The 26006-nt window shown below is 73.1% G+C and carries 29 protein-coding genes; 25 read left to right on the forward strand and 4 right to left on the reverse strand.

All coding sequences use genetic code 11. The features are described 5' to 3' along the window. The first annotated feature begins 59 nt into the window (after positions 1–59). The 18 genes from ABD976_RS04830 to ABD976_RS04915 all read left to right on the forward strand — a co-directional run bounded on the left by ABD976_RS04830 (position 60) and on the right by ABD976_RS04915 (position 14838). Positions 60–518: a hypothetical protein gene (locus ABD976_RS04830; RefSeq protein ID WP_345357722.1), complete on the forward strand. Its 459-nt coding sequence runs from the start codon at positions 60–62 to the stop codon at positions 516–518. Continuing rightward, a complete protein-coding gene (locus ABD976_RS04835) occupies positions 511–1062 on the forward strand; it encodes a DUF3558 family protein (RefSeq protein WP_345357725.1) in 552 nt (183 codons plus the stop codon). Before ABD976_RS04830 ends, ABD976_RS04835 begins: the two co-directional genes overlap by 8 nt. Positions 1063–1261: 199 nt before the next feature. Next, positions 1262–2527, forward strand: coding sequence for a hypothetical protein (locus ABD976_RS04840; RefSeq protein WP_345357728.1), 1266 nt, complete (start codon positions 1262–1264; stop codon positions 2525–2527). A 5-nt stretch (positions 2528–2532) separates the two neighbouring features. Continuing rightward, positions 2533–3321 (forward strand): ESX secretion-associated protein EspG, encoded by a 789-nt coding sequence (locus ABD976_RS04845; RefSeq protein ID WP_345357731.1) that lies wholly within the window; start codon positions 2533–2535, stop codon positions 3319–3321. Between the two features lie 191 nt (positions 3322–3512). After that, a complete protein-coding gene (locus ABD976_RS04850) occupies positions 3513–5270 on the forward strand; it encodes a type VII secretion-associated protein (RefSeq protein WP_345357734.1) in 1758 nt (585 codons plus the stop codon). A 48-nt stretch (positions 5271–5318) separates the two neighbouring features. Next, the gene (locus ABD976_RS04855; protein WP_345357737.1) at positions 5319–5636 is read left to right on the forward strand and encodes a hypothetical protein; all 318 of its coding nucleotides are present in this window, start codon (positions 5319–5321) and stop codon (positions 5634–5636) included. Between the two features lie 132 nt (positions 5637–5768). Next, a complete protein-coding gene (locus ABD976_RS04860; protein ID WP_345357740.1) occupies positions 5769–6080 on the forward strand; it encodes a WXG100 family type VII secretion target in 312 nt (103 codons plus the stop codon). 55 nt (positions 6081–6135) lie between these two features. Then, positions 6136–6426: a WXG100 family type VII secretion target gene (locus ABD976_RS04865; RefSeq protein ID WP_345357743.1), complete on the forward strand. Its 291-nt coding sequence runs from the start codon at positions 6136–6138 to the stop codon at positions 6424–6426. A 380-nt stretch (positions 6427–6806) separates the two neighbouring features. Then, positions 6807–7253, forward strand: a complete 447-nt coding sequence (gene rplM / locus ABD976_RS04870; RefSeq protein WP_345357746.1) for a 50S ribosomal protein L13 — start codon at positions 6807–6809, stop codon at positions 7251–7253. Continuing rightward, a complete protein-coding gene (rpsI, locus tag ABD976_RS04875) occupies positions 7250–7720 on the forward strand; it encodes a 30S ribosomal protein S9 (protein ID WP_369775075.1) in 471 nt (156 codons plus the stop codon). Before rplM ends, rpsI begins: the two co-directional genes overlap by 4 nt. A 255-nt stretch (positions 7721–7975) precedes the next feature. Then, the gene (gene glmM / locus ABD976_RS04880) at positions 7976–9313 is read left to right on the forward strand and encodes a phosphoglucosamine mutase (protein ID WP_345358724.1); all 1338 of its coding nucleotides are present in this window, start codon (positions 7976–7978) and stop codon (positions 9311–9313) included. 50 nt (positions 9314–9363) lie between these two features. After that, a complete protein-coding gene (locus ABD976_RS04885) occupies positions 9364–9528 on the forward strand; it encodes a hypothetical protein (protein ID WP_345357749.1) in 165 nt (54 codons plus the stop codon). A 5-nt stretch (positions 9529–9533) separates the two neighbouring features. Continuing rightward, entirely contained in the window at positions 9534–9659 is a 126-nt protein-coding gene (locus ABD976_RS04890; protein ID WP_345357752.1) for a hypothetical protein, read from the forward strand. A 106-nt stretch (positions 9660–9765) separates the two neighbouring features. Then, a complete protein-coding gene (locus tag ABD976_RS04895; protein WP_345357755.1) occupies positions 9766–9891 on the forward strand; it encodes a hypothetical protein in 126 nt (41 codons plus the stop codon). A gap of 87 nt (positions 9892–9978) precedes the next feature. After that, positions 9979–10227: a hypothetical protein gene (locus tag ABD976_RS04900; RefSeq protein ID WP_345357758.1), complete on the forward strand. Its 249-nt coding sequence runs from the start codon at positions 9979–9981 to the stop codon at positions 10225–10227. Between the two features lie 126 nt (positions 10228–10353). Continuing rightward, entirely contained in the window at positions 10354–10665 is a 312-nt protein-coding gene (locus ABD976_RS04905; RefSeq protein ID WP_345357761.1) for a WXG100 family type VII secretion target, read from the forward strand. Beyond that, positions 10665–14210 (forward strand): hypothetical protein, encoded by a 3546-nt coding sequence (locus ABD976_RS04910; protein ID WP_345357764.1) that lies wholly within the window; start codon positions 10665–10667, stop codon positions 14208–14210. Before ABD976_RS04905 ends, ABD976_RS04910 begins: the two co-directional genes overlap by 1 nt. 31 nt (positions 14211–14241) lie before the next feature. Further along, a complete protein-coding gene (locus ABD976_RS04915) occupies positions 14242–14838 on the forward strand; it encodes a hypothetical protein (protein ID WP_345357767.1) in 597 nt (198 codons plus the stop codon). Positions 14839–14885: 47 nt separating this feature from the next. On the opposite strand, the gene ABD976_RS04920 is transcribed toward ABD976_RS04915, so the two are convergent. From ABD976_RS04920 to ABD976_RS04930, 3 genes are all read right to left on the reverse strand, one after another. Next, positions 14886–15599: a hypothetical protein gene (locus ABD976_RS04920; protein ID WP_345357770.1), complete on the reverse strand. Its 714-nt coding sequence runs from the start codon at positions 15597–15599 to the stop codon at positions 14886–14888. Positions 15600–15832: 233 nt separating this feature from the next. Further along, positions 15833–16573: a hypothetical protein gene (locus ABD976_RS04925; RefSeq protein ID WP_345357772.1), complete on the reverse strand. Its 741-nt coding sequence runs from the start codon at positions 16571–16573 to the stop codon at positions 15833–15835. Between the two features lie 59 nt (positions 16574–16632). Continuing rightward, a complete protein-coding gene (locus ABD976_RS04930) occupies positions 16633–17439 on the reverse strand; it encodes a dienelactone hydrolase family protein (protein ID WP_345357775.1) in 807 nt (268 codons plus the stop codon). Positions 17440–17551: 112 nt separating this feature from the next. Between ABD976_RS04930 and glmS the strand changes: the two genes are divergently transcribed. The 7 genes from glmS to ABD976_RS04965 all read left to right on the forward strand — a co-directional run bounded on the left by glmS (position 17552) and on the right by ABD976_RS04965 (position 24934). After that, positions 17552–19414 (forward strand): glutamine--fructose-6-phosphate transaminase (isomerizing), encoded by a 1863-nt coding sequence (glmS, locus tag ABD976_RS04935; RefSeq protein WP_345357778.1) that lies wholly within the window; start codon positions 17552–17554, stop codon positions 19412–19414. Positions 19415–19496: 82 nt separating this feature from the next. Beyond that, positions 19497–19868 (forward strand): holo-ACP synthase, encoded by a 372-nt coding sequence (locus tag ABD976_RS04940; protein ID WP_345357781.1) that lies wholly within the window; start codon positions 19497–19499, stop codon positions 19866–19868. Between the two features lie 74 nt (positions 19869–19942). Further along, positions 19943–21451 (forward strand): NAD(P)H-hydrate dehydratase, encoded by a 1509-nt coding sequence (locus ABD976_RS04945; RefSeq protein ID WP_345357784.1) that lies wholly within the window; start codon positions 19943–19945, stop codon positions 21449–21451. A gap of 222 nt (positions 21452–21673) precedes the next feature. After that, the gene (alr, locus tag ABD976_RS04950; protein ID WP_345357787.1) at positions 21674–22819 is read left to right on the forward strand and encodes an alanine racemase; all 1146 of its coding nucleotides are present in this window, start codon (positions 21674–21676) and stop codon (positions 22817–22819) included. Further along, complete coding sequence (locus tag ABD976_RS04955) at positions 22816–23886, forward strand: alpha/beta fold hydrolase (RefSeq protein ID WP_345357790.1); 1071 nt, start codon at positions 22816–22818, stop codon at positions 23884–23886. Before alr ends, ABD976_RS04955 begins: the two co-directional genes overlap by 4 nt. Then, positions 23886–24356 carry a tRNA (adenosine(37)-N6)-threonylcarbamoyltransferase complex ATPase subunit type 1 TsaE gene (tsaE, locus tag ABD976_RS04960; RefSeq protein WP_345357792.1) on the forward strand — a complete coding sequence of 157 codons (471 nt, stop codon included), beginning with the start codon at positions 23886–23888 and terminating at the stop codon, positions 24354–24356. Before ABD976_RS04955 ends, tsaE begins: the two co-directional genes overlap by 1 nt. Next, positions 24353–24934, forward strand: a complete 582-nt coding sequence (locus ABD976_RS04965; protein ID WP_345357795.1) for a DedA family protein — start codon at positions 24353–24355, stop codon at positions 24932–24934. The genes tsaE and ABD976_RS04965 overlap by 4 nt, the downstream gene beginning before the upstream one ends. A gap of 181 nt (positions 24935–25115) precedes the next feature. On the opposite strand, the gene ABD976_RS04970 is transcribed toward ABD976_RS04965, so the two are convergent. Beyond that, positions 25116–25886 carry an IclR family transcriptional regulator gene (locus ABD976_RS04970; protein WP_345357798.1) on the reverse strand — a complete coding sequence of 257 codons (771 nt, stop codon included), beginning with the start codon at positions 25884–25886 and terminating at the stop codon, positions 25116–25118. Positions 25887–26006 lie beyond the last annotated feature (120 nt).

Genomic DNA, 26006 nt, shown 5'->3' on the forward strand with positions numbered 1-26006 from the left:
GCGTTCTCTTTCGTGAAAGTTGTCCGCGTTGAGAGCGCCACACGGTATGCTCATCCGCCGTGATCGTCGCCGAACGAGGCGCGACGATCACCGTCCGTTTGAGGGGGTGGGCGATGACGACGGGCATGGAAGGCTTCGCCGCAGGGGCGAAGGCGCTCAGCGGGCGCGCCGATGGGTTGCGTGCGGCGGTGGACTCGGGCCAGCTCGTGATGGACCCCGAAGCGGCCGAGCGAGTCGCCAAGGTCTACGAGGACAAGGCTGATGACGTGCGAAACATGATCAGTCACGCCAGCCGTCTTGTAGTGGCGGGCATCTACGGTGACTGCAACATAGGGCGTGGCCTGGAGCAGAAGTTCAACGACAAGGTCACGGGAGGATCCGGAGGTCCGGGACTAGCGACGATCTTGCGCGATATGGAAGAAATCCTTCGGAACATGAGCCAGGCGTATCGGGACTCAGGGCGTGCTACGCAAAGTGACGATGAGGAGCAGGCTCGTCAATTGGGGCGGAGTGTCTGATCTGATGAAGAGCATGCGTACTAAACGGGTCTCCGGGGTGGCGGTGGCCGCTGCGGTTGGATTGCTGGTGGCGGGATGCGGGGGAGAACAGGGCGCTGAACCGTCAGCGGCGCCGCCTCCGGCGAAGGATGTGTTCCAGGAATTCGATCCGTGCACCGTGCTGGCGCCTGAGGAGATCCAAGCTTTCGGGGCTGAGCCGCAAGGCATTCCCAATGATCTTGGGGTTGGGCAGACGGGTTGCGACTTCGAGGGCGAGAACCTTCAGTTTGGTGTGCTGGAGGCGCCAAAGGACGACCGTGCCTTCTGGGAAGGGCAGCGGAGCCAGTTCGATATGTTCGCCCCGAACCAAGTGGGTTCGCACGAAGGTTTTCAGGGGATCGCGTTGGGTTTTGAGGGCGAAGGGACGTGCAACCAGACCATGTATGTCGGTTCAGGTTCCGTGATCGTCGACATCACGCTCACCTCTGACGTGATGGCGAATGTTGACCCTTGCGCTGAGGTTCTGAAGATCGCAGAGGTTGTCGAGTCGAGATTGCCTGCGTGAAGGTTGTTTGAGGGGGTAGCAGGACGTGGGGAACTGGTTCACCGACGGCGTTGACTACGTCTCGGACAAGGTCGATGCCGTCACGGGTGCGGTGCATGACATTCACGCTTCCGTCACCGGTGGGGAGACCAACGCGCAGGAAGCGCAGCGGCAGGCTCGGGAAGAAGCTGCCCAAGCCGCTCGGCAGGACCAAGCGGCGTTGACCCGTGAGCAGCGCGGTCTGGAGGTCTCCGGCTACGATCCCGCGTCGATCACGCAGCACGACAACTGGAACGACTGGGACCAGGCGCGGCTGGCGAGCCAGCTCAAGCCGTCCCTCAAGGCTGACCGGATCGAAGCCTTCGGGCTCGCGTGGGAAAAGCTCGGGGCCGAGGTCGCCGAGGTTTTCGGCGACCTGGACAGCCAGGCCCGCGCAGCCGCTGGGGACGGGATGCGCGGGGAGGCCGCCGAGGCCGGGTTCACCGCCGCGAAGCCGTTGCAGGACTGGGGGCGGTCGTTCGGCGATGCGGTGAAAGCCACTGGTCTGAAGATCCGGGAAGCCGGGGTTACCGCTGGACAGACTGAAGCCGCGCTCGTGCCGCCGCCGGAGCCGAGCACTGCTCGGGCGGTGATCACGGGCGCGGGTTCGATGATGACCGGCGGGATGATGGGCACCGCCGACGCGGCGCTCCAGATGCGGGAGCGGATGGAGGCCGACAAGCAGGCCCGCGCCATCGTGCAGAACGTCTACGGCCCCGGGTACGAGGCCGTGGACCAGAGCACGCCGACGTTCCCGCCGCCGGTGAACCCGCTGAACCCGCCGCCTCCGCCGCCTTCGGCGACGGACCGCTCGTCGATCCCCGGTGGTCAGCAGCCCAGCGCGCTCGGCACGAGTCCCGGTGGTGGCGGCAGCGTCGGTTCCGTGCCGGGTGGTGGCGGCGGTGGTGGTGGGTTCTCCGCGACGCCGAACGTTCCGGCGCAGAGCAGTTCGGCGTGGGCTACCCCGCCGAGCACTCCTGGGCCCGGGTACGCGCCGACGCCGGGCTCGTCGACGCCGACGCCCGGCGGGCCGGGGTACGGCGCGGTCGGTGCGATGCCGCCCGGTGGTCCCGGTGGCGCTCGGCCGGGTTCCGGTGCGGGCGGTGGGCGTGGTCCCGGTGGTGCTGTCGGGGTGCGCGGCGGTGCCGGTGGCGCCGGCGGTGCTCGCGGGCTCGGCGCCGGGCCCGGTGCCGGGGCCGCGCCGGGTGCCGGTGGTCGCGCCGGGATCGGTGGTGCGGGCGCGGCCGGGGCCGGTGGTGCCGCCGCCGGTGGCGCCGGTGGTGCCGGTGGGCGCGGTGGGATGGCCGGTGGCATGGGCGCCGGTGCGGGGCAGCGCGGCCAGGGCCAGGAGGACGAGGAGCACCAGCGGCCCGGCTGGTTGGAGGAGCAGGACGACGTGTGGCTCGACGAGATGCCCAAGACCGCGCCGCCGGTCTTCGGGGCGTGACGCCGATGCGCTGGTTGCTGCCCCCGCTGTGGTTCGACCTGTGCTGGGAGCTCGGGCGGTTCGACGAGCAACCGTTCCCGCTCGCGGTGCGTTCGCACGGCGCGACGCTGGAGGAGCGCGCCGCCCTCCTCCAGCGCACGCTGCCGGAGCTGCGCGCCGCGGGGCTGGTCGACGGCTCGGCGCTGAACCCGGCGTTCGCCCGCGCGCTCGACCGCATCTCCAAGCCGGGCCTGTGGATCGAGGGCATCTGGATGCCCGACGCCGAGTCGGAGTCGCCCGCGCGGCTGCTGTCGGTCGCCACCGAGGACGGCGCGGTGGTCGTCGAGCAGTTCCCCGGCGAGACCGAGCAGTTCGGCGGTGACGTGCGGATCACCGAGCACCCGCGGACCTCGCTGGCCGCCGCCGCGGTGCAGGGGATGCCGCCCGCACCACCGGGCAGCAAGCCGCGGGTCGCGGTGCCGCTCAGCGCGCTCGGACCGCAGGAGGAGCGGGACTTCAGCGAGCTCGACGTGATGAGCTCCGGTCCGCAGGGCCTGGAACGCGAGGTGCGGGAGCTGCGCCGGTTCGTCGACGCACCGCACCTCCGGGACGGCCAGTTCACCGCCAACCACCGCGACCGGCTCGGCCGCGCGCACCGCTCCCCGGTGTTGCAGTGGTTCGACGCCTTCGAGCCGGACGGCCGCTACGGGCTCACCGGCACCGGGACGGAACTGGTGCTGGCCCCGCTGGGCCCGGCCGAGATCGGCCGCGCGCTGGACAACCGCGTCCAGGAGGTCCGCGCCGCGGGCGGGTAACCCGTTCGATATCTGGGTCAGGGGCCCCCTCGTCCCAGTATCTTGGGCGGGGGTGCCCCTCACCTCGCCGGGCGGGCGCGGGACCGTGCGGGCACCCGCACCCGTGCCTCTAGGGTGCTCGGGGAGCCGGCGCGCGAGGCGGTCCGGCTTCGCGGACGTCCCGGATCGCGCCGACGGTGAAGGAGTTCTGGGTGTCGCTGCACGTCTCGATCGACTTCGGCACGTCGAGCACGTGCACGGTGGTCTCGGTGGGCGGTGGTGAACCGCAGGTCGTCGTGATCGACGGCCAGCCGCTGGTGCCCTCGGCCGTGTTCGCCGCCGCCGACGGCACGCTGTTCGTCGGCCACGAGGCCGAACGGCAGGCCGCCGTCGACCCGTCGCGGTTCGAGCCGCACCCCAAGCGCCGCATCGACGAGGGCGAGCTGCTGCTGGGCAGCAGCGTGCTCAAGGTCGGCGAGGTGGTGCGCTCGGTGCTGCGGCGCGCGGTCGACGAGGCCCGCCGGTACGCCGGTGGCGCGGTGGTCGACCTGCTGGTGCTCACCCACCCGGCCGACTGGGGCGCGCTGCGCGCCGGGGAGCTGCGCGGTGCCGCCGCCGGGCTGGCCAAGGAAGTCGTCCTGGTGCCCGAACCGGTGGCCGCCGCGGTGTTCCACTCGGCGGGCAACGGCCTGGCCGAGGGCGCCGCGCTGGCCGTCCTCGACCTCGGCGGCGGCACCGTGGACGCGAGCGTGGTGCGCAAGCAGGGCGCCCGGTTCCAGGTGCTCGCCACCAAGGGCGATCCGAACTTCGGCGGCGCCGACATCGACCAGGCGCTGCTGGAGCACATCGGCGGCGTCGTCGCGGGCACCGACCCGGAGGCGTGGCGGCGGCTCGTCGAGGGCCGCGACATGGCCGACCGGCGCCGCCGCCGGGTGCTGCGCCAGGACGTGCGCGGCGCCAAGGAGACGCTGTCCCGGCACACCTACACCGACGTGCCGATGCCGCCGCCGTTCTCCGACGCCCACGTCACCCGCGCCGACCTCGAAGCGCTCATCGCCGAACCGCTGGCCCGGGCCGCCGACCTGGTGCTCGCCGTGCTCCGCGACGGCGGGGTGCCGCGCGGTCAGCTCTCCGGGGTGTTCCTGGTCGGCGGGTCGAGCCGGATCCCGCTGGTGTCCCGGCTGCTGCACGAGCGCACCGGGGTGGTGCCGACCACGCTGGACCAGCCGGAGACCGTGGTGGCCCGCGGCGCGCTGCGCGCCGTGCGGCTGGACCCGGACCGCACCGGCGGGCTGGCGCCCGCGGGCGGGTACTCCGGTCCCGCGGTGCGACGTCCCCCGGAGCAGGACCCGCTCAGCACCGCCTCGACCATCGTGATCGGCGCGACCGACCGGACGCGCCCGGTGGCGCTGCCCGCGGCGCCGCGGCGGACCCGACGGGTCCCGCTGCTCGTCGGCGCGGGCGCGGCGGCCCTGGTGGTGGCCGGGGTGGTCGCCGCGCTGCTGCTGTTCGACGGCGGTGGTGCGGCCGAGGACAGCAGGCGGGCGCGGGCGTTCAACTACGCCTTCTCGCACCCGGCCGACTGGCGGTCGGCCGAGGGCGACCGGGACAACTGGGAGACCGTGCTGACCCCGGTCGAGGCCACGCCCGGCGCGGTGATCTCGGTGCAGCAGGGCGGGCTCACCTACAACGCCGAGGCCGGCCGGGACCGGGCCGTGCAGGAGCTGCGCACCCAGTACGAGGGCCTGGTCTCCGCGGGCCGGCCGTTCAGCCATTTCGACCCCGACGCCAGTTTCAGCGGACGCGACGTGGTGTTCTACCAGCAGCGGTTGGACGGGCGGACCGTCAATTGGTACGTCCTGCACGAAGGACGATTCCGCATCAGCGTCGGATGCCAACGGGGTGCCGCGGAAAAGGACGCGGTGCTGCGCGCCTGCGAACAGGTCGTCGCAACGATGAAGGTGCGGTGAATTCCGGGCCGGGCGGTGCCCCGGAATCGCCGGTGAGGAGGCGCGGTCGTGGAACGGGAAGAATCCATCCGGAGATTGCGGGCGGCGCTGACCGACGCGGTCGGCCGCGGGCGGCGGGCGCGCACCGACGCGCACCGGCACGCCGAGGAGTTCCGGCAGCGCACCGGGGAGCTCGCGCGGGAGGCGCCCGGCGGCGGCGGTGATCACGCCGCGGCGGCGGCCGACTACCGGCGGCGCGCCGGACTGCCGGTCGAGGAGTTCCCGGAGAAAGCGGCGGAAACGTCCGATGCGACTCCGGAATCGCCGGAGCACACGTCTTCGGACGGCAGCGACCTCGACTTTTCGCAAGCGCGAATCATGCGGTGACCTGCGGTTCCCGCGTTCCGCGTTCACAACAGCAACGGGTTGCGGGAAAAACCGGGACAGGGTGGAACCGGGCGTGGCAATGTCTGCGTCGCAGGGTTCGAGTCGAGCACGAACGAAGGGGGTCAACCCGAGATGAGCGGTTTCGGTACCGACGCGCAGTTGATGGAGCAGGCCGCGGGGCAGGTCGAAGAGGTCAAGAACAACGTGGAGACCGCGGTCAACCAGCTCCAGTCCAACCTGGAGCCCGTGCTGGCCGGCTGGAAGGGCCAGGCGTCCGACGTCTTCCGCAAGCTGACCGACCAGTTCCACGAGAACGCCAAGGTCATCAACCAGCGCCTGCAGGAGATCAGCGACAACATCCGCAGCTCCGGCCAGGACTACGTCCAGCAGCAGGAGGAGAGCGCCCAGGAGATCTCCAAGATCGAGGGCCTGCTCAACGGCTGATCCAGCCGGTCACCACTTTTCTCCACTGATCACGACACCACCTGAGGGGACGACAATGGGTGAGATCAAGGTTGACTTCGGGCAGCTGAGCCAGGCTGCCGACGACTTGGGCCAGACGGCCACCAAGATCCAGTCCGAGCTGGACCAGCTCGAGCAGATGCTCAAGCCGCTGGTCGAGACCTGGGACGGCTCGGCCAAGGAGGCCTACTACGCCGCCCAGCGCGAGTGGGACCAGGCCGCGAAGAACATGCAGGAGATCACCGCCAAGATGGGCCTGGCCGTCGGTGCGGCCAACGAGTCCTACCAGGCCGGTGAGAAGCGCAACGCCGCTCGCTTCGGCGGCTGAGACCGCTCCCGGTCCGCAGCACACCCGGCCCCGGCCTCGCGCCGGGGCCGTCGTGCTGCTCGGGGCCGTCGCGCAGGGGGCGGCGGGGCCGTCCCGGGGCGGCCGAGTACCATGAGGTGGGCGAAATGGCCCTGGTCGGCAGCGCGGGCAACGGCGGCGTCCGGTAAGTCGGACCCGTTTTGACCGGGCTGAAGGCCACCAAGTACCCTGATTCTTTGTTGTGCGGTGCGCGACTGCGGCACGCGCCCGAGGACCGCGAGGGATGGCGGTCCCGGCGGTGCTGGCGGATGTGCGACTCCCGGACGGATCCGCGGTAGTCGACCAGCGTGATCGAGGCGGGCTCCGCACTGAGATTCCGACGCGAACGACGAGGTAGATCCGTGCGCACGTACAGCCCGAAGCCCGGCGAGGTGACCCGCGCCTGGCATGTGATCGACGCCGAGGATGTGGTGCTCGGCCGGTTGGCGACGGAGGCCGCGACGCTGCTGCGCGGCAAGCACAAGCCGATGTACGCCCCCCACATGGACGTCGGCGACTTCGTCGTGATCGTCAACGCCGAGAAGGTCGCCCTGACCGGCAACAAGCGGGAGCAGGCCTTCCACTACCGGCACAGCGGTTACCCCGGCGGTCTGCGCAAGCAGTCCTTCGGCCAGGTGCTGCAGAGCCACCCCGAGCGGCTGCTCGAGAAGGCGATCAAGGGCATGCTGCCGAAGAACAAGCTCGGCCGCGCCATGAGCAAGAAGCTCAAGGTCTACGCGGGTCCGAACCACCCGCACGAGGCCCAGAACCCGCAGCCGTTCGAGATCAACGCGAAGGTCGAGAAGTGACTGACGAACTCCAGGAAGAGACCGTGACCGCGCCCGCTCCGGAGGACTACGTCGCCGAGGACGTGGCCCCGATGCCGATCGGCCAGCCGGTGCAGACCGTGGGCCGTCGCAAGCAGGCCATCGCCCGGGTCCGGCTGGTCCCCGGCAACGGCAACTTCAAGCTCAACGGCAAGACCCTCGAGGGGTACTTCCCGAACAAGGTCCACCAGCAGCTCATCAAGGAGCCGATGGTGACCGTCGAGCGCCTCGAGAACTTCGACGTGATCGGCAACCTCTCCGGCGGCGGCCCCTCCGGTCAGGCCGGTGCGCTGCGCATGGCCATCGCCCGCGCGCTCGCCAGCTACGACCTGGACGACCGCCCGGCGCTGAAGAAGGCCGGCATGCTCACCCGCGACTCGCGGGAGAAGGAGCGCAAGAAGTACGGCCTCAAGAAGGCCCGCAAGGCGCCGCAGTTCAGCAAGCGCTGATCTCGCTGCCGAGGGCTCGCGCGGAGAGGGCGGAGCCTGCGCGCGGCGATGCGCTGCGCGATCGCCGGTCGCCGCGGCTCCGCTGCGACACCTTCCTCCGCCTTGCGGTTCGTCCACCTGGACGCCGCTCACGACGGCAGCCCTGCACCGCGTGAGCCCTTACCATCCGCGGGAGTGGTCCCTCGCCCACCGGGCGCCGGACCGCTCCCGCGGATGTCGTATACGCCCGTGCGGGCTGAGGAGGAGCTGCTGCTGATGTCCCGGTTGTTCGGCACCGACGGGGTCCGCGGTCTGGCCAACGCCGACCTGACCCCCGAACTCGCGATGTCCATCGCCGCCTCGGCGGCCCGCGTCCTCTACGACCGGGACGGTGCCCAGCGGCGGCGGGTGGCCCTCGTCGGCCGCGACCCCCGGGCCAGCGGCGAGATGCTGGAGGCCGCCGTCACCGCCGGGCTGGCCTCCGCCGGTGCCGACGTGCTGCGGGTCGGCGTGCTGCCCACGCCCGCCATCGCCTACCTGGTCGCCGACCAGGGCGCCGACCTGGGCGTGATGATCTCCGCCTCGCACAACCCGATGCCCGACAACGGGATCAAGCTGTTCGCCGCCGGGGGGCACAAGCTGCCCGACGCGGTGGAGGACGAGATCGCCGCGCGCCTCGACGAGGCGGTGGACCGGCCCACGGGGGCGCAGGTCGGCCGGGTCCGGGACGTCTCCGACTCGGTGCAGCGCTACGTCGATCACCTGCTGGTGGCCACGCCGCAGCCGCTGGACGGCCTGCGCGTCGTGCTGGACTGCGCCAACGGCGCCGCCGCCGCGGCCGCCCCGGAGGCCTACCGCCGGGCCGGGGCCGAGGTCATCGCGCTGCACGCCGATCCGGACGGGATCAACATCAACGACGGCGTCGGCTCCACCCACATCGACGTGCTCCAGCGCGCGGTCGTCGAGCACGGCGCCGACCTGGGCATCGCCCACGACGGCGACGCCGACCGCTGCCTCGCGGTGGACCACAGCGGCACCGTCGTCGACGGCGACCAGATCCTGGCGATCCTGGCGGTGGCCATGCACGAGGCCGGCGAGCTGGTGGACAAGACGCTGGTCGCGACCGTGATGAGCAACCTCGGCCTGCACCTGGCGATGCAGGACCACGGCATCCAGGTGCGGACCACCGCGGTCGGCGACCGGTACGTGCTGGAGGAGCTGCGCTCCGGCGGGTTCTCGCTGGGCGGCGAGCAGTCCGGCCACGTGGTGCTGCCCGGCCACGCCACCACCGGCGACGGGCTGCTCACCGCGCTGCGCCTGATGGGCCGGGTCGCGGGCTCCGGGACCTCGCTGGCGTCGCTGGCGAAGGTGATGCGCCGATTGCCGCAGGTCCTGGTCAACGTGCGGGTCCACGACAAGGCCGCGGTCGCGGTCGCCCCGGAGGTCGCCGAGGCGGTGGCCGCCGTCGAGGCCGAGCTGGGCGCCACCGGTCGCGTGCTGCTGCGGCCCTCCGGGACCGAGCAACTCGTCCGGGTGATGGTCGAGGCGCCGGCCGAGGACACCGCGCAGGCCGCCGCGCAGCGACTCGCCGAGGTCGTTGCCGCGATCCGGTGATTCTTGTGATCTAGGTCTCCGGTCGGCGAAATCTGTGAGACCCTGCTCACATGGGTGCCATCGTCGTCGCCACCACCATCGGACTCGTCGCCATCGGGCTGGTCCTCGGAATCATCGTGCTCGCGGTCTTCGCGCTGGCCGGGATCAAGGCCCTCAACGCAGCGCACGACGGCCGGTCCAGGTTCGTGAACCGCACCCAACGGCAGCGGAGCTGATCACCATGCGCAGTCGGATCGGGGGAGACCTGCTGATGGTGCTGGTGCTGCCGCTGGTGGGGCTGGCGCTCGGCGGCGTGATGGCGATCGTCATCTCCCAGGCCTGGGGTATCCCGCTGTACCTGCTCTAGGCCGTCCCCGGAAGCCGGGCGGCTCCCGGATCGTTCGTGAATCCGCTCCTGGCGGGTGGGTGGTTCCACTACGTTCGGGATGGTCGAACGGAAGCGGAGGTCGCCCATGCTGTCCGGAGCCGTCGGAATCCTCCTTCCCGCCGTGGTCGGACTGCTCGCCGGTGGTGGCGCGGGTGCGCTCGTCGCGGTGCTGCTCCGGCCCGGGGCCGGCGGGCCGCCCCGGCAGCGGTAGCCCCCGGTGGGGCCGTTCGTCGGCGTGTCACAGTGGCGCATGCGGCCCGGTCGTCGGCGGGCCGCCCCACGAGCGGAGGAGGGCACCGTGAACATCGTGATCCCCGTGCTGATCAGCCTGGTCGTCGGCGGTGGTGCCGGTGCGCTGGCGGCGTTCCTGATCGTCAAGTCCCGCGAAGGCAAGACCGGCGGGCAGCAGACGGGTGGCTTCCCGCAGCACGGTTACCCGCACTACCCGCAGACCTTCCAGCAGCAGGCTCCGCCGCAGCAGCAGTACCCCCAGCAACCACAGCACCCGCAGCAGCAATACCCGCAGGGGCACTACCCGCCCCAGTGAGTCTTCGCTTCTGCAAGTGGTTCACCGGTTCAGACCTGCTCCGGTGCCGAACCTGCCAAGATGAGGAAGCCGATCATCGGCGCATCGCTGATCGGCGGCAGGCTTGGAGCACGAGGAGGGGGCACGGTGACGGGATTCGGTGCCAACGCGGGGGAATTCGCCTCCGCGGCCGGGAACATCCGTGGTGCGGCGGATCCGATCCGGGACGACCACAGCAAGAAGATCAAAGATCTCGGCATGGGCGCGAAGGACTTCGGCAAGGCCCACGGTGACCACTTCACCGGCTACCAGGACGCGATGAACAAGCTCTCCGCGTGCGCCACCAGCCTCGCCAACGCGATGGACGACTTCGCCGGGAAGCTGGAGCAGACGGGCGCGGGCTACGACTGGTCCGACGCCGAGGCCGCCGACACCGTCGGCCAGTCGGGGGGTAACTGATGGCGGGCGAGAACGGCTGGAAGTACCCCTACGAGGACGCCGACAACTACGACGAGATCCAAGGGCTGCTCGACAACCCGAACGTGTCGCATGATCTCAAAGAGCAGCTCATGCGCGGGCCCTACTACGGCGGCTACGGCGGTGCCTACGGCGGCTACGGCGGGAACTACCAGTTCGACCAGGCCGTCGAGGAGGCCAAGAAGCAGCGCGACGACGCCAAGGAGAAGGAGGAGAACCACGACCAGGCGGTCACCGACGGCCGGGCCACGCTGGAGGACAGCCGCACCCAGGGCGAGTCCGGTTCCCACGGCGGCGCCGGGGTGGCCACCGCCGATGAGCTCCTCGACGCGGGCAAGCCGGGCCTGCGCTTCTTCGAGCGCTTCGTGCCGCTCTACGAGAAGATCGAGCACGCCTACAACGACAAGAGCAAGGTGCTCGCCGTCGACAAGGTCAAGGAGCTCTACGACCAGCAGCGGGGCTTGAACTTCGACAAGTTCGCCAAGTCCGCCGAGGACCTCTCCGCCGCCGAGAAGGGGATGCGCGAGGCCCACCAGGGCATGTCGGACCGGCTCGGCAAGCTCTGGGGGAGCTGGACCGGCGCCGCCGCCGATTCGTCGCAGCAGTACTTCTCCGGCACCTTCACGCCCACCGCGCAGGAACGGGTGATCACCCGCATCGGTGACGCCGCCGCGATCACCAACGAGAGCTGCAAGTCGATCTCCGAAATGGTCCGGACCAAGGCCGAGTCCGTGCTGGAATTCGACCAGTACAGCGAGAACATCGGCGGGAAGGGGACCTCGGACTGGGACATCACCATCCAGGTCGCCAACCAGACCGAGGACGAAGAGCTGATGCGCACCGCGTGCCGCGTCTGGGAAGTCAAGATCGACGAGGGCTGCAGCGGCGGCCTCACCGACGAGGCCAAGGAGAAGATCCGGGACGAGTGCATGAAGCAGGTCCGGGAGTGCTTCGCCAAGTCGGTCGAGGACAACTGCGCGAACTTCAAGACGCTCTGCGACGACACCAAGAAGAACATCGACGAGGCGTGGAAGGGCCTGAACGAGGAGCTCGGCAAGGCCGAGGCGAACCCGTTCCAGAACCCGGGCGGCGAGGACTCCGAGAAGCCGCCGGGTGACCAGGGCGGCGACCCCGGCGCGGGCGGCGGCTCGGGTCCGGGCGCCGGTGGCGGTTCCGGCCCGGGTGCGGGCGGCGGTGCTGGTCCGGGTGCCGGTGGTGGCGGCGGTGGCGGTGGCGAGATGCCGCCGGCGCCGGAGGTCCCCGAGGTCGAGACGCCGGAGATGCCGCCGGTGCCGGAAGCCCCGGGTGCGGGCGGCGGTTCGGGTCCGGGCGCCGGTGGCGGCGGCGGTGGCGAGGCGCCGCCCACGCCGGAAGCACCGCCGACGCCGGAGACCCCGCCTGCCCCGGAGACCCCGCCTGCCCCGGAGACCCCGCCGGCGCCGGAGGTGCCGCCGACCCCGGAGATGCCGCCCGCACCGGAGGTGCCCACGCCGGAGGCGCCGCCGGTGCCGGAGATGCCGCAGGGGCCTGGCGCTGGTGGCGGTTCGGGTCCGGGTGCCGGTGGTGGCGGCGGGACGCCGCCCGCGCCGGAGATGCCTCCTGCGCCGGAGGTGCCGCCGACGCCGGAGATGCCGCCCGCGCCGGAGGTTCCCCAGGTCGAGGTGCCCGACGTGTCCCCGGGCCCGGAGATGCCGCAAGGCCCCGGTGAGGACGGCGGCATGGGCGGCAGCACGGGCGGCGGCGCTGGTGGCGGCGCTGGTGGCGGTGCCGGTGGTGGCATGGGCGGCGGTGCCGGTGGCGAGATGCCGCCCACGCCGGAGATGCCGCCGATGCCGGAGGTCCCCGGCGTCGAGACGCCGGACGTGCCGGGAATGCCGGAGGGTCCTGGTGAGGACGGCGGCATGGGCGGTGGCGCCGGTGGCGGCATGGGCGGCGGCGCCGGAGGTGGCGTCGGCGAGCCCGAGACCATCACCGTCGGCGCGGGCGAGAACGCCGTCGACGTGCGGGAACCCGGCCCGGACGGGCACGTCCAGGTGGAGCTGACCGGCGAGGACGGGCAGCCCAAGACCTACGACGTGATCTTCCCGCCCGAGGGCGAAGCCGGGCAGGCCGTGCCCGCCGGAGTTCCGGGCTTCCCGGCATCCCCGGGCGTTCCACCGCAGGTCGGCGGGTTCGACGCCCAGCCGGGGCAGGTGCCCGGCCTGGGCGCACCGGGTTCGCCGGGCGTCCCGCCGCAGGGATTCGAGGGGCAGCCGATGCCCGCCCCCGGGTCGACCAGCGGCTTCGGCGGGCAGCCGATGACGCCGGGTTCGCCGGGGATGCCGCTGGGGCCCGAGGGGCAGCCGATGCCCGCACCCGGGTCGACCAGCGGATTCACCGGGCAGCCGATGCCTGGGCAGCCGATGCCGGGCGTGCCGCAGGAGGGCGGCTTCGACGGGCCGCAGGCGATGCCGGGCGTTCCGCCGCAGGTCGGCGGGTTCGACGCCCCCGACGCGCCGGCGATCCCGGTGCAGGCGGGCGAGGACGGCAAGGCGGTGATCCAGGAGGGCGATCGCACGATCACCTTGGAGCGCACGCCCGAGGGTGAGGTCCGGGTCTCCGTGGACAACGGTGATGGCAGTCCCCGCCTCGACGAGTCCCTCGACTTCGGGGCGGAGCCCCGCCGGTTCGAGGCCGTGACCAGCGAGCCGATGGCCGCCGGTCCGCGGATCGCGGCCGAGGAACCGATGGTCGCTCCCGGGGCGCCGTCCGAGCCCAGCGAAGGGTTCCGCTCGGCCCGGCCGGTCGAGGACGTGCAGGGCGGCGTCGCCGCGACCCCGGCCGGGGTCGCCGGGATGCCCGCCGAGCCGCCCGCGGAGCCGCCGAGCGGTCCGCAGCCCGCGCCCACCACGGCGCAGTCCGCCGGGTTCAGCTCGTTGTTCGGGCAGGCCGACGGCGCGCAGAACTCGTTCGGCAGCGCCTCCGGGCAGCTCTTCGGCGGGGTCGGCGACTCCGGCGGTGCCCAGGGCGCGGGCTCGGCAGTGGGCGGCCCGGCCGTCGGTGGACCGGCGGGCGGCGGCCCGGGCGGTGGTGCCCCTGGTGGCGGTGCCCCGGGCGGTGCGCCGGGAGGCGGCGGCCCGTTGGGCGCGGTGCCCCTGGGCGGCGGTCCGGGCGGCGCCTGGGAACCGCCCGCCGAACCGCCGCGCGGTCCTGGGGCGACCGGCCTGGCCAGCATGGCCGGTGACGCCCCCGCGCCCGAGGCCGCCTCCGGGAGCGCGCAGGGCGCCAGCGGCCTGGCCTCGATGGGCGGCGAGTCCGGTGGCGGCGCGACGTCCTCCGGCGGCGGCCAGAGCTCCGGGGCGATGGGCGGCGGCATGATGGGCGGCATGGGTGGCATGGCCGGTGGCGGCCAGCAGCAGGGCGCCGACCAGGAGCGGACCAACTCCAGCCCGTGGCGCACCCAGGGCCAGCTCTTCGATTCCGGCGTGGACGCGTCGAACGTGCGGTTCCGGTCGGTGCTCGGCGAGGACAAGCAGCAGGAGCAGTGATGCCCGGGGTGGCTGAGGAGGCAGGAGCGCGGTGACCGAGGTCAGCGAGAACGTCAAGGCGTTCCGGAACCGGATGGCGGGGCTGGTCGCGGAGAACTCGGCCAGCGCGAGCGCGGTGCGCCAGCGGTGGCAGGAGTCGGCCGCCGACGCGGACAAGAACTCCGCCGAGCGGATCGAGAAGGCGCAGAAGCTGGCGGAGCGCATCGCCGAGCGCACCCAGGCGCTGCGCAAGGCGCAGGAGAAGGAGGCAGCCGGGTTCGCGGAGATCTCGGTCCGGGACGACTACGACGAGGACGACGTCGATCCCGAGGTCGAGCGGTTCTCCCAGGGCATCCTCGCCCAGCAGCCGAAGCCGGAGCCGACGGAAGCGGCCGGCACCGCGCCGCAGTCGGCCCAGCAGTCGGGGCCGCAGCCGGGCGAGGCACCGCGCCACGCCCGGCCCGAGCCGGCGCGCCAGGAGCCCGCCGGCTGGGGGGTCCAGGCGGGCCGCTTCGGCCGCCGCGCGGAACCGGAACCGCCACCGGCTCCGCCCCGCGCGCAGCCGAAACCGGCTCCCCGCCCGGCTCCGCGCCGTCAAGCCGCCTACGACGACGACGAGGACTTCGAAGAGCGGAAGTGGCTGGACTGAGCTGGTGCTGACCGGGCTGCGATCCACGCGGATCGCAGCCCGGAGCGCTACTGCGGGGGCGGGTAACCCCCGTACTGCTGCGGGTACTGCTGCTGCGGCGGGTACGGCTGCTGAGCGGGCTGCTGGGCTTGCGGCGTCCCGTACTGCTGCCCCGGGTACTGCGGTGCGTACTGGTGGGGTGCGCCGTAGTGGGCCGGGGCCTGGGCGGTCGCCGACCGGGGTTTGAGGCCGTTGCGGGTGAACGGCAGCAGGCTCAGCGCGGTGACGATCAGGGTCGGCACCAGCGTGATGACTTCGGCAAAGGAGTACAGGATCTCGCCGAGCGATCCGCCGAGGTACTCCGACGTGGCCCGAAGCACGATGCCCTTGACCACGAACGCCAGGCACAGCACCGTCGCGCCGATCAGCAGGAACGGGCCGATCCAGTGCCGCAGGATCAGCAGCACGCCGCCCCCGATCAGCGCCAGCCCGGCGGGCACGCAGATCAGCGTGTTGACCAGGTTGCTGAAGGCGAAGTCGAGGGTGATGGCCAGGCCGATGACGATCGCCAGCACGCCGAGCACCCGGGCCGGAACCGCCGAACCGGACGGGCGCGGCGGCTGCGGCTGACCCCACTGCTGCGGCTGTTGGTACGCCTGCGGATGGCCGGGTTGCTGCGCGTACCCCTGAGGCCCGGGGTAACCGGGTTGCTGCTGGTAACCGGCTTGCTGCGGGTACCCGGGAGGTACGCCGGGCTGCTGTGGTGGCTGAGGCGCGCTCATGGCCGCTGATTGTCCCGCACCGGACAAGGGCGGCAGGCGACTCCATCGCAATCGGCGGGCGAACCTGGCCGTGACCGGCACCACCGCGCGCACCGCCCGGCACCCGTTCGGAAGCTGAGTGAGGGGCACCTTCATCCGGCATAGTCGGACGAAGGTGCCCTCACCTGGCGTCGATCACCCGGGCGCGGGTCCGAACCCGGGTTGCGATCCACCGTGGAGTGCGGCCGGGAGCGCTACTGCTGGGGCGGGTGGCCCCCGTACTGCTGCGGCGGGTACTGACCGCCGTACTGCTGCTGCGGGGCGTACTGCTGCTGAGCGGGCTGCTGGGGTTGCGGCGTCCCGTACTGCTGCCCCGGGTACTGCTGACCCGGGTATTGCTGCGGTGCGGCCTGGGCGGGTGCCGCCGACCGGGGTTTGAGGCCGCGGCGGGTGAAGGGCAGCAGGCTCAGCACGGTGACGATCAGGATCGGTACCAGGATGCTCAAGTCGCGCCAGGAGAACAGGACCCCGCCGAGCGTGTCGTAGAGGTAGTTCAACGAGGACCGGTGCACCATCTGGTCGATCACGTGCACCAGCCACAGCACCGTCGCGCCGATCAGCAGGAACGGGCCGATCCAGTGCCGCAGGACCAGCAGCACGCCGCCCGCGATCGACACGAGCCCGGCGGACACGCAGAGCAGCGGGTTCACGCCGTGGAAGAAGTAGCCGATGATGATGGCCAGGCCGATGACGATGGCCAGGGCGCCGAGCACCCGGGCCGGAACGGCCGAAGCGCCCTGCGATGGCGGCTGCGGCTGCTGCCCCCACTGCGGCGGCTGGCCCCACTGCTGCTGCGGCTGCTGGTACGCCTGCGGGTGGCCGGGTTGCTGCGGGTATCCCTGGGGCCCGGGGTAGGTGGGTTGCTGCTGGTAGCCGGGTTGCTGCGGATACCCGGGGGGCTGGCCGGGCTGCTGGGGCGGTTGGGGCGCGCTCATGGGCGTGATTCTCCCGCACCCGGCAAGGCGGCGGGCGCGTCGTCGGCGATCGGTGGACCTCAGGCGGCGCGGGTGTGCTCGCGGTCGATCTTCGTCCCCGCCACGTCGGCGTCGAGCAGTTCCGCGCCGCGTTCGTCCCCGCGCAGGGTGCGCAGGAAGAACGCGGTCAGCAGCGCCTTGCCCACCCGCTGCGCGGCGTACTCGGAGCGGCCGTGCAGCACCAGCTCCGACCAGTGCCGTCCGGTGGTGAACCCGAGGTGGCTGGCCTTGGGCAGCATCCGGAGCTGGACCGGACCCGCCCAGGCGCGGGCGATCGGTTCGGCGTTGGCGACCGCCGGGGCCAGCAGGTCGTTGCCCGCGGCGAGGTGCAGCCCGGGCACCCGCACCCGGTGGGCCGCCGCCAGCGCGGACGGCCGGGTCTCCGAGGCGGCCAGCGTGGCCACCGCCCGCACCCGCTCGTCCTCCGCCGCGGCCAGCACGGCGCAGCCGCCGCCCATCGCGTGCCCGGCGGCACCGAGCCGGTCGGGGTCGACGCTGATCCCGCCCTCGCCGAGCCGCACGCCGGTGCAGACGTCCAGCGCGGTGCGCAGGTCGGCGGTGAACAGCCGGTGCGAGGCCAGCGCGCCGCGCTGGGTGCCGGGTGCGGCGACCACGAACCCCCAGGACGCCAGGTGCCGCAGCAGCGCGAGGTAGCGCCGCGGCGGTTGCAGCCAGCCGTGCCCGAAGGTGATCGCGGGCAGCCCCGCCCCGCTGCGCGGGGTGCACACCAGCCCGGGCATCCCGACCAGGGACAGGTCCCCGTGCAGGACGTCGTGCGGTCCGCGCCGGGAGAGCTCTTCGAAGGCCTTCTTGGCAGTGCGCCCCATGGTCGGCAACGGTAGCGGACCGGTCGCGCCACGCGCGGTGGCGACCGGACGGGGGACGGCTGCGACCGTCCTCACGAGGTTGCGGCCGCGCGGAGTCGTTACCCTTGGCCGGGTGTGCGGCATCGTTGGTTACGTAGGACATCGCCCGGCGCTGGACGTCGTGCTGAACGGTCTCCGGCGCCTGGAGTACCGCGGATACGACTCCGCCGGGGTGGCGCTGGCCGACGGCGCCGGCGGGCTGGCGGTGGAGCGGGCCGCCGGTGCGCTGGCGAACCTGGAGAAGCGCCTCGGTGAGGTCGACGGCGACCGCTTCGCGGGCACCAGCGGCATGGGGCACACCCGGTGGGCCACCCACGGGGCGCCGACCGACCGCAACGCCCACCCGCACCGGGACGCCGCCGGCGCGGTCGCGGTGGTGCACAACGGGATCATCGAGAACTTCGCCGCGCTGCGCGCCGAGCTCGAAGCCGCGGGCGTCGAGATGGCCAGCGACACCGACACCGAGACCGCGGCCCACCTGGTCGCCGCCGCCTACGCCGACGGCCCGACCGCCGGGGACCTGACCGCGAGCACGTGCGCGGTCGCCCGCCGCCTGGAGGGCGCGTTCACGCTGGTCGTGACGCACGCCGCCGAGCCGGACCGGATCGTCGCGGCGCGCCGGTCGTCGCCGCTGGTGGTCGGGGTCGGCGAGGGCGAGCACTTCGTGGCCTCCGACGTCGCCGCGTTCATCGAGCACACCCGCGAGGCCGTGGAGCTCGGGCAGGACCAGGTCGTCACGATCACCGGCGACGGCTACCGGGTGACCGACTTCACCGGCGCGGAGGTCGCCGCCAAGCCGTTCACGGTGAACTGGGACCTGTCGGCCGCCGAGAAGGGCGGTCACGACTACTTCATGCTCAAGGAGATCGAGGAGCAGCCGGAGGCGCTGCGGGACACCTTGAGCGGGCACTTCACCGGCGGCAGCGTGGTCCTCGACGAGCAGCGGCTCACCGAGCAGGACCTGCGCGACATCGACAAGGTCTTCGTCGTGGCCTGCGGCACCGCCTACCACTCCGGCCTGGTCGCCAAGTACGCCATCGAGCACTGGTGCCGGCTGCCCGTGGAGGTGGAGCTGGCCAGCGAGTTCCGCTACCGCGACCCGGTGCTCGGGCGGGACACCCTGGTGGTGGCGATCTCGCAGTCCGGGGAGACCGCCGACACCCTCGAAGCGGTCCGCCACGCCCGCACCCAGCGGGCCCGGGTGCTGGCGATCTGCAACACCAACGGCGCGCAGATCCCGCGCGAGTCCGACGCGGTGCTCTACACCCACGCCGGCCCGGAGATCGGGGTCGCGGCGACCAAGACCTTCCTGGCCCAGGTGGCGGCGAACTACCTGGTCGGGCTGGCCCTGGCGCAGGCGCGCGGCACCAAGTACTCCGACGAGGTGGCCCGCGAGTTCGAGGAGCTCTCGGAGATGCCGGACGCGGTGCGCCAGACCCTCGCCACCGTCGACCAGGTCCGGGACCTCAGCACCCGGCTGGCCACGTCCAAGGCGGTGCTGTTCCTCGGCCGCCACGTCGGCTACCCGGTGGCGCTGGAGGGCGCGCTCAAGCTCAAGGAGCTCGCCTACATGCACGCGGAGGGTTTCGCGGCGGGTGAGCTCAAGCACGGGCCGATCGCGCTGATCGAGGAGGACCTGCCGGTCGTGGTGGTGATGCCCTCGCCGAAGGGCCGGGCGCTGCTGCACGCCAAGATGGTGTCCAACATCCGCGAGATCCAGGCGCGGGGCGCCCGCACCGTGGTGATCGCGGAGGAGGGCGACGACGCGGTGCGGCCGTTCGCCGACGAGCTGATCACCATCCCGTCGGTGCCGACGCTGTTCCAGCCGCTGGTCTCCACGGTGCCGCTGCAGGTGCTCGCCGCCGAGATCGCCCGCGCCCGCGGCTACGACGTCGACAAGCCCCGCAACCTCGCCAAATCAGTCACCGTCGAGTGATCTTTCGCTGAGTGAGGGGCACCCTTGACCGAGTAACTCGGACAAGGGTGCCCCTCACTCATGACCCGAACGGGGGGTTCTCGTGATCGTGGGCGTGGGGACCGACCTGGTCGACGTGGCGCGCTTCGGGGCCTCGCTGCGCCGCACCCCGGGGCTGGCCGACCGGCTGTTCAGCCCGGCCGAGCGCACCACCTCGGCGGGCACGCCGCGAGCGGCGCGCTCGCTGGCCGCCCGGTTCGCCGCCAAGGAGGCCGCCGCCAAGGCCCTCGGCGCCCCGGCCGGCTACCGGCTCACCGACTGCGAGGTGCTCAGCGCCGCCGACGGCCGCCCGGACCTGCGGGTGACCGGTCGGCTCGCCGAGGCCGCCGTCGCGCTGGAGGTCACCACCTGGCACGTCTCGCTCAGCCACGACGGCGGGACGGCCTGCGCCTTCGTCGTCGCCGAGCACCGCTGAGCACGCGATCAGCTGTGGTGGACCGCGCCCCGGCGTGCAGACTGGGGCCCTACCGCTGGAGGCAGGGAGGCTCGATGCAGGGAGTGTGGACTCCGGACCAGATCCGCGCCGCCGAGCAGCGGCTGTTCACCAGGACACCGGAGCCCGCGGTGATGCGCCGGGCCGCGTTCGCGGTGGCGGTCCAGACGGCGCAGGTGCTCACCGAGCAGACCGGCGGCGTGGCCGGTCGGCGGGTGGTGCTGCTGGTCGGCGGCGGCAACAACGGCGGTGACGCGCTGTGGGCGGGGGCGTTCCTGCGCCGCCGGGGCGCCGCGGTGACCGCCGTGCTGCTCTCCCCGGACAAGGCGCACCCGGCCGGGCTCACCGCGCTGCGCCGCGCCCGGGGCCGGATCGTCGAGGCCACCGGGGCCAGCCCGGACACCGCCGGGATCGGAGCCGCCGCCGCGGACGCCGTGGAAGGCGCCGACGCGGTCGTCGACGGCATCGTCGGGCTCGCCGCGCGCGGCCCGCTGCGACCCGTCGCCGCCGAGCTGGTCCGCCGGGTCACCGCGCCGATCGTGGCCGTCGACCTGCCCAGCGGCGTCGACCCGGTCACCGGCGCGGTCGAGGGCGCGGCGGTCCAGGCCGAGGTCACGGTGACCTTCGGCGGGCGCAAGCCCTGCCACGTGCTCGGCCGGGCGGCGGTGCGCTCCGGTGACGTGCAGCTGGTGGACATCGGCCTCGACGACGACCTCGGCGAGCCGGAACTGCGGGTCCTCGAAGCGGCCGACGTCGGCGAGCGCTGGCCGGTCCCGCGCCCGGAGGACGACAAGTACAGCCAGGGCGTGATCGGGGTCGCCGCCGGATCGGCCACCTACCCCGGGGCCGCGGTGCTCGCCGCCGGGGCGGCGGTGCGCACCACCTCCGGGATGGTCCGCTACGCCGGGCCCGCCGCCGACGTCGTCCGCGCGCACTGGCCCGAGGTGATCGCGACCGGCTCGATCACCGACGCCGGGCGGGTGCAGGCGTGGGCCGTCGGCCCCGGGATCGGCACCGGGTCCAGCGGCCGGGACGTGATGCTGCACGTGCTGCGCTCCGGCCACCCGGTGTGCGCCGACGCCGACGCGATCACCCTGCTCGCCAAGGACCCCTCCCTCTGGGACGCGCGCGAACCCGACGCCCCGCTGGTGCTCACCCCGCACGCGGGCGAGTTCACCCGGCTCTCCGGCGACGAGCTCGGCATCGACCGGGTCGGCGCCGCCCGCGAGGTCGCCGCCCGCTACGACGCGGTGGTCCTGCTCAAGGGCAACACCACGGTGATCGCCGCACCGGACGGCCGGGTGCTGGTCAACGACTCGCACCACGCGTGGCCGTCCACGGCGGGCTCCGGCGACGTGCTCACCGGGATGATCGGCGCCCTGCTCGCCTCCGGCGTCGACGCCTGGGAGGCGTGCGGCTACGCCAGCCACGTCCACTCCCGCGCGGCGGCGCTGGCCGCCCGCGGCACCGGCGGCCACGGCGTCGGCGCCCCGATCGGCGCGTCCGCCCTGCTCGCCGGCGTCCCGGAGGCGATCCGCACCGTCCGCGCCGCCGCCCTGGCGTGACCGCAGGAGGGACGCTTTCTGCCACCGGTGGCAGCAGGGCCGCTTTCCGGTCACCGGTGACAGCAGGGGAACCTTCCTGTCACCGGTGGCAACAGGGGAACCTTCCTGTCACCGATCCCGGCGACGGCACGTGACGGGAGGTACACCCCGACGGCTGACCTGCGGGAGGAGGGCGCGGACCGACGACGTCGGGGGCGCGGGGTGTGGGACGATGGCGCTGTCATGAGCGACCAGCCCGCCCACCGCGCCGACCTGCGCATCGACGTCGCCGCGCTCCGCCGCAACGTCGGCATCCTCGCCGAGCGCGCCCGCCGGTCGGGCGCCCGCACGATGGTCGTGGTGAAGTCCGACGGCTACGGGCACGGGGCGGCGACCGTCGCCCGCGCCGCGCTGGCCGCCGGGGCCACCGACCTCGGCGTCGCCTCGATCGACGAGGGCAGGCAGTTGCGCGCCGCGGGCATCACCGCACCGATCCTGGCGTGGCTCTACGCGCACGACGAGGACTTCGCGCCCGCGGTGGCCGCCGACCTGGAGCTGTCCGCGTCGTCGGTGGCGCAGCTCCGGGCGATCGCGGCCGCGGCCGCGGCGCAGGGCCGGATGGTGCCGGTGCACCTCAAGATCGACACCGGGTTGTCCCGGAGCGGGTGCCCGGAGGAGCTGTGGCCGGAGCTGGTCGCGGCGGCGGCGAAGGCGCAGGCCGACGGGGACGTGGAGGTCGCGGCGGTGTGGTCGCACCTGGCCAGCGCCGACGAACCGGGCGATCCGTCGATCGACCGGCAGGCGGCCCGGTTGCGCCGCGCCCACGAGCAGGCCCGCGCGGTGGGGTTGACGCCGATCCGGCACCTGGCCAACTCGGCCGCCGCGCTCACCCGCCCCGACCTGCACTTCGAGCTGATCCGCCCGGGCATCGCCGCTTACGGCCTGGACCCGGTGCCGCAGCACGGCGACCACGGGCTGCGCCCGGCGATGACGTTCCGCTCCTCGGTGACGATGGTGAAGCGGATCGCCGCCGGGGAGAGCGTGTCCTACGGCCGGACCTGGACCGCCGACCGGCCGGTGACGCTGGCCCTGGTCCCGGTCGGCTACGCCGACGGCGTGCCCCGGCGGTTGTCCGGCGCGCTGGAGGTGTGGCTGGCGGGTCGGCGCCGCCCGGTGGTCGGCCGGGTGTGCATGGATCAGATCGTGGTGCGCTGCGACGACGACGAGGTCCGCGAGGGCGACGAGGTGGTGCTGTTCGGCCCGGGTGAGCGCGGCGAGCCGACGGCGGCGGAGTGGGCCGACGAGCTCGGCACCATCCACTACGAGGTCGTCAGCGGCATGTTCCGCCCTCGGGTGACGCGGACCGCGGTGGACGAGGACCCCCGATGAGGCCGGTGTGGCAGGCGCTGGCCTGGACCGGCGGCGTCGTCGGCGCGGCGGTCACCGGCGCCGTGGTGGGCGTCGCCGCGCACAGCACCCGCGCGCAGCGCCGGTCCGACGGTGCGCTGCTGGAGGAGAAGCCCGGCGGTCTGCTCCCGGACCGGCAGTCCACGGTGGCCGCCGACGACGGGGTGCCGCTGGCGGTGCAGGAGGTCGGGCCGCTGGACGGCGGTGCGGCGGAGCTGACCGTGGTGCTGGTCCACGGCTACGCGATGGACTCCCGGTGCTGGCACTTCCAGCGGCGCGACCTGCCGGAGCTGACCGGCCCCCGGGTCCGGCTGGTGCTCTACGACCAGCGCAGCCACGGCCGCTCCGGGCAGTCCTCGCGCAGCGGCAGCACCATAGACCAGCTCGGCCGGGACCTGGACGCGGTGCTGCGGGCGACCGCGGCGAGCGGGCCGGTGGTGCTGGTCGGGCACTCGATGGGCGGCATGACGATCATGGCGCTGGCCGAGCAGCGACCGGAGCTGTTCCGCGGCCGGGTGCGCGGGGTGGCGCTGATCGGCACCTCGGCGGGTGCGGTCGGCGCGGCGGGGCTGTCCCGCCCGTGGCTGTCCCGGTACAACCCGATCACCCGCGGCCTGTCGATGGTGGTCGGGGTGCAGCCCGCGCTGGTGGAGCGGATCCGCCGCACCGGTGATCCGCTGGCCCGGACCCTCATCCGGCGGTTGGGCTTCGCCGACCGCGACGTCTCGCCCGCCGTGGTGGACCTGGTCGCCGAGATGATCGGCGCGACGTCGGTCGAGGTGGTGACCGACTTCCTGGAGACCATCGGCACCCACGACCGCCGGGCTGCGCTGGCCGCGCTGGCGGAGTGCGAGGTGCTGGTGCTGGCCGGGGATTCCGATCGGATCACGCCGTTCTCGCACGCGGAGGTGATCGCCGGGGAGCTGCCGACCGCCGAGCTGGTGCAGGTCGAATCCGCCGGGCACCCGGTGATGCTGGAGCGGCACGAGGTGGTCACCGAGCAGCTCGTCGCGCTGATCCGGCGGGCGTACGCGGGGGAGGAGCGGTGATGGACACCGAGCACGTGCTGGAGCTGGCCGAGGAGTCGGACACGCTGGAGTTCGGCCGCCGGTTGGGCGGGCTGCTGCGGGCCGGCGACCTGGTCCTGCTGGACGGTCCGCTCGGCGCCGGCAAGACCGTGCTGACCAGGGGGATCGCCGCCGGGCTAGGGGTGGCGGGGCGGATCACCTCGCCGACGTTCGTGATCGCCCGGGTGCACCGGCCGGAGCGCGGCACCGGCCCGGCGCTGGTGCACGTGGACGCCTACCGGCTGGGCGGGCTGGACGAGATCGACGACCTCGACCTGGACACCGACCTCACCGAGGCGGCCGTGGTCGTGGAGTGGGGCGCCGGGATGGCCGAGCGGCTGGCCGACGAGCTCCTGCTGGTCCGGCTGCGCCGCCGCGCCGACGACGTCCGCGAGCTGGTCCTGGAGCCGCGCGGCGAATCCTGGCGGCGACGGGTCGACGAGCTCGGGTGACCGAATTCCTCGCCGGGTTCCCCGGCCCGCTGGCGCTGCTGCTCGCCGCCGCCGTGCTCGCCGCCGAATCGGGGCTGCTCATCGGGATCTTCCTGCCGGGCGCCGGGCTCGTGGTGGCGCTGGGCTGGCTGGCCGGGCACGGCGTGCTGGAGGTCTGGGCGGCGATCGGCACGGCCGCGGCGGCCAGCGCCGGTGGCGCGCAGCTCGGCTACCTGCTCGGCGGCACCGGTTCCGGGCGGTTGCGGGAGCTCGCGGTGCGCCGCTTCGGCGCCGACCGGATCGAGTCCGCAGTGGACGGACGTGCGGTGGCGGCGGCGCAGGCGCTCGCGGTGGCGCGGACCGTGGTGCCCCGGCTGGCCGCGCGCAGCGGCGTCGGGCACCTGAGGTTCACCGCGTGCACCGCGCCGGTCGCGCTGGCCTGGTCGACCGCCTGGGTGCTGCTCGGCGCCTGGTCCGGCGCCGCCTACGAGCAGGTGCGCACCGCGTCCGGCCTGTTCGGCGTGCCGCTCCTGCTGGTCATCGTGCTGGTCGCCCTGGTGGTCCGCTGGGCCCGCCGCAGAACGAGACCCCGCGGCTGACCTCCTCACTCACCACCCGTCCGAGTGATCACCACCCGTACGTGAGCTGAGTGAGGGGCACCCTTGCCCAAGTAACTGGGACAAGGGTGCCCCTCACTCACGTCACGTTCGGGTGATCGGGGTGAGGGCGCCCTCGCTCGGTTGAGCACCGGGGCGCCGTGGGGACCCGGGGCCGTGGGGATCAGGCCGTGGTGATCTCGGCTGCGAGTTCCTTGGCCAGGCGTTGCATCAGGGGGATGACGTCGTCGGTGGTGATCCGGGTCATCCGCCCCTCGGGGCCGCTGATCGAGATCGCCGCGCCCGCCGGAGCGCCCGGCACCGCCACCGCGTAGCAGCGCACGCCGACCTCCTGCTCGCCGTCGTCGACGGCGTAGCCCTGCTCGCGGATGCGGCCGAGCTCCTGCTGCATGCCCTCGACGGTGGTGATGGTGCGCTCGGTCTCGGGGCGCATCCCGGCGCGGGTGAGCAGTTGCGCCACCGAATCCGCCGGGAGGTTGGCCATCATCGCCTTGCCGACGGCGGTGGCGTGCGCGTCGACCCGCCTGCCGACCTCGGTGAACATCCGCATCTGGTGCCGCGAGGGCACCTGCGCGACGTAGACGATCTGCTCGCCGTCGAGCACCGCCATGTTCGACGTTTCGCCGGTGGCCTCGGTCAGCTCCGCCAGGTAGGGGCGGGCCCAGGACCCGAGGGCCTTGCTCGCGGTCTCGCCGAGCCGGATCAGCCGGGGTCCGAGCGCGTAGCGGCGGGACGGCTGCTGGCGGGCGTAGCCCGCGCTGACCAGGGTGCGCATGATCCGGTGGATCGTCGGCAGCGGCAGCCCGGACCTGTCGGCCAGTTCGGAGAGCGCGACCTCGCCGCCCGCGTCGGCCATCAGCTCCAGCAGGTCGAAGGTGCGTTCCACCGACTGGACTCCTCCGCTGGGCTGGGAGCGGCGCGGGCCGGTGGTCATCGGGAACTTCCTCTCGGCAGGACGGGGTGGCCGTGCCGCAGTCTAATCGCTGTCGAGTGCGACAGCTCATGTTGCTTTCGGCGCCATGCGGAAACTAACATCCACGATGCAGAATAACAG

Origin of the sequence: Saccharopolyspora cebuensis (assembly GCF_039542665.1) — a bacterium.
Lineage (GTDB): Bacteria > Actinomycetota > Actinomycetes > Mycobacteriales > Pseudonocardiaceae > Saccharopolyspora > Saccharopolyspora cebuensis.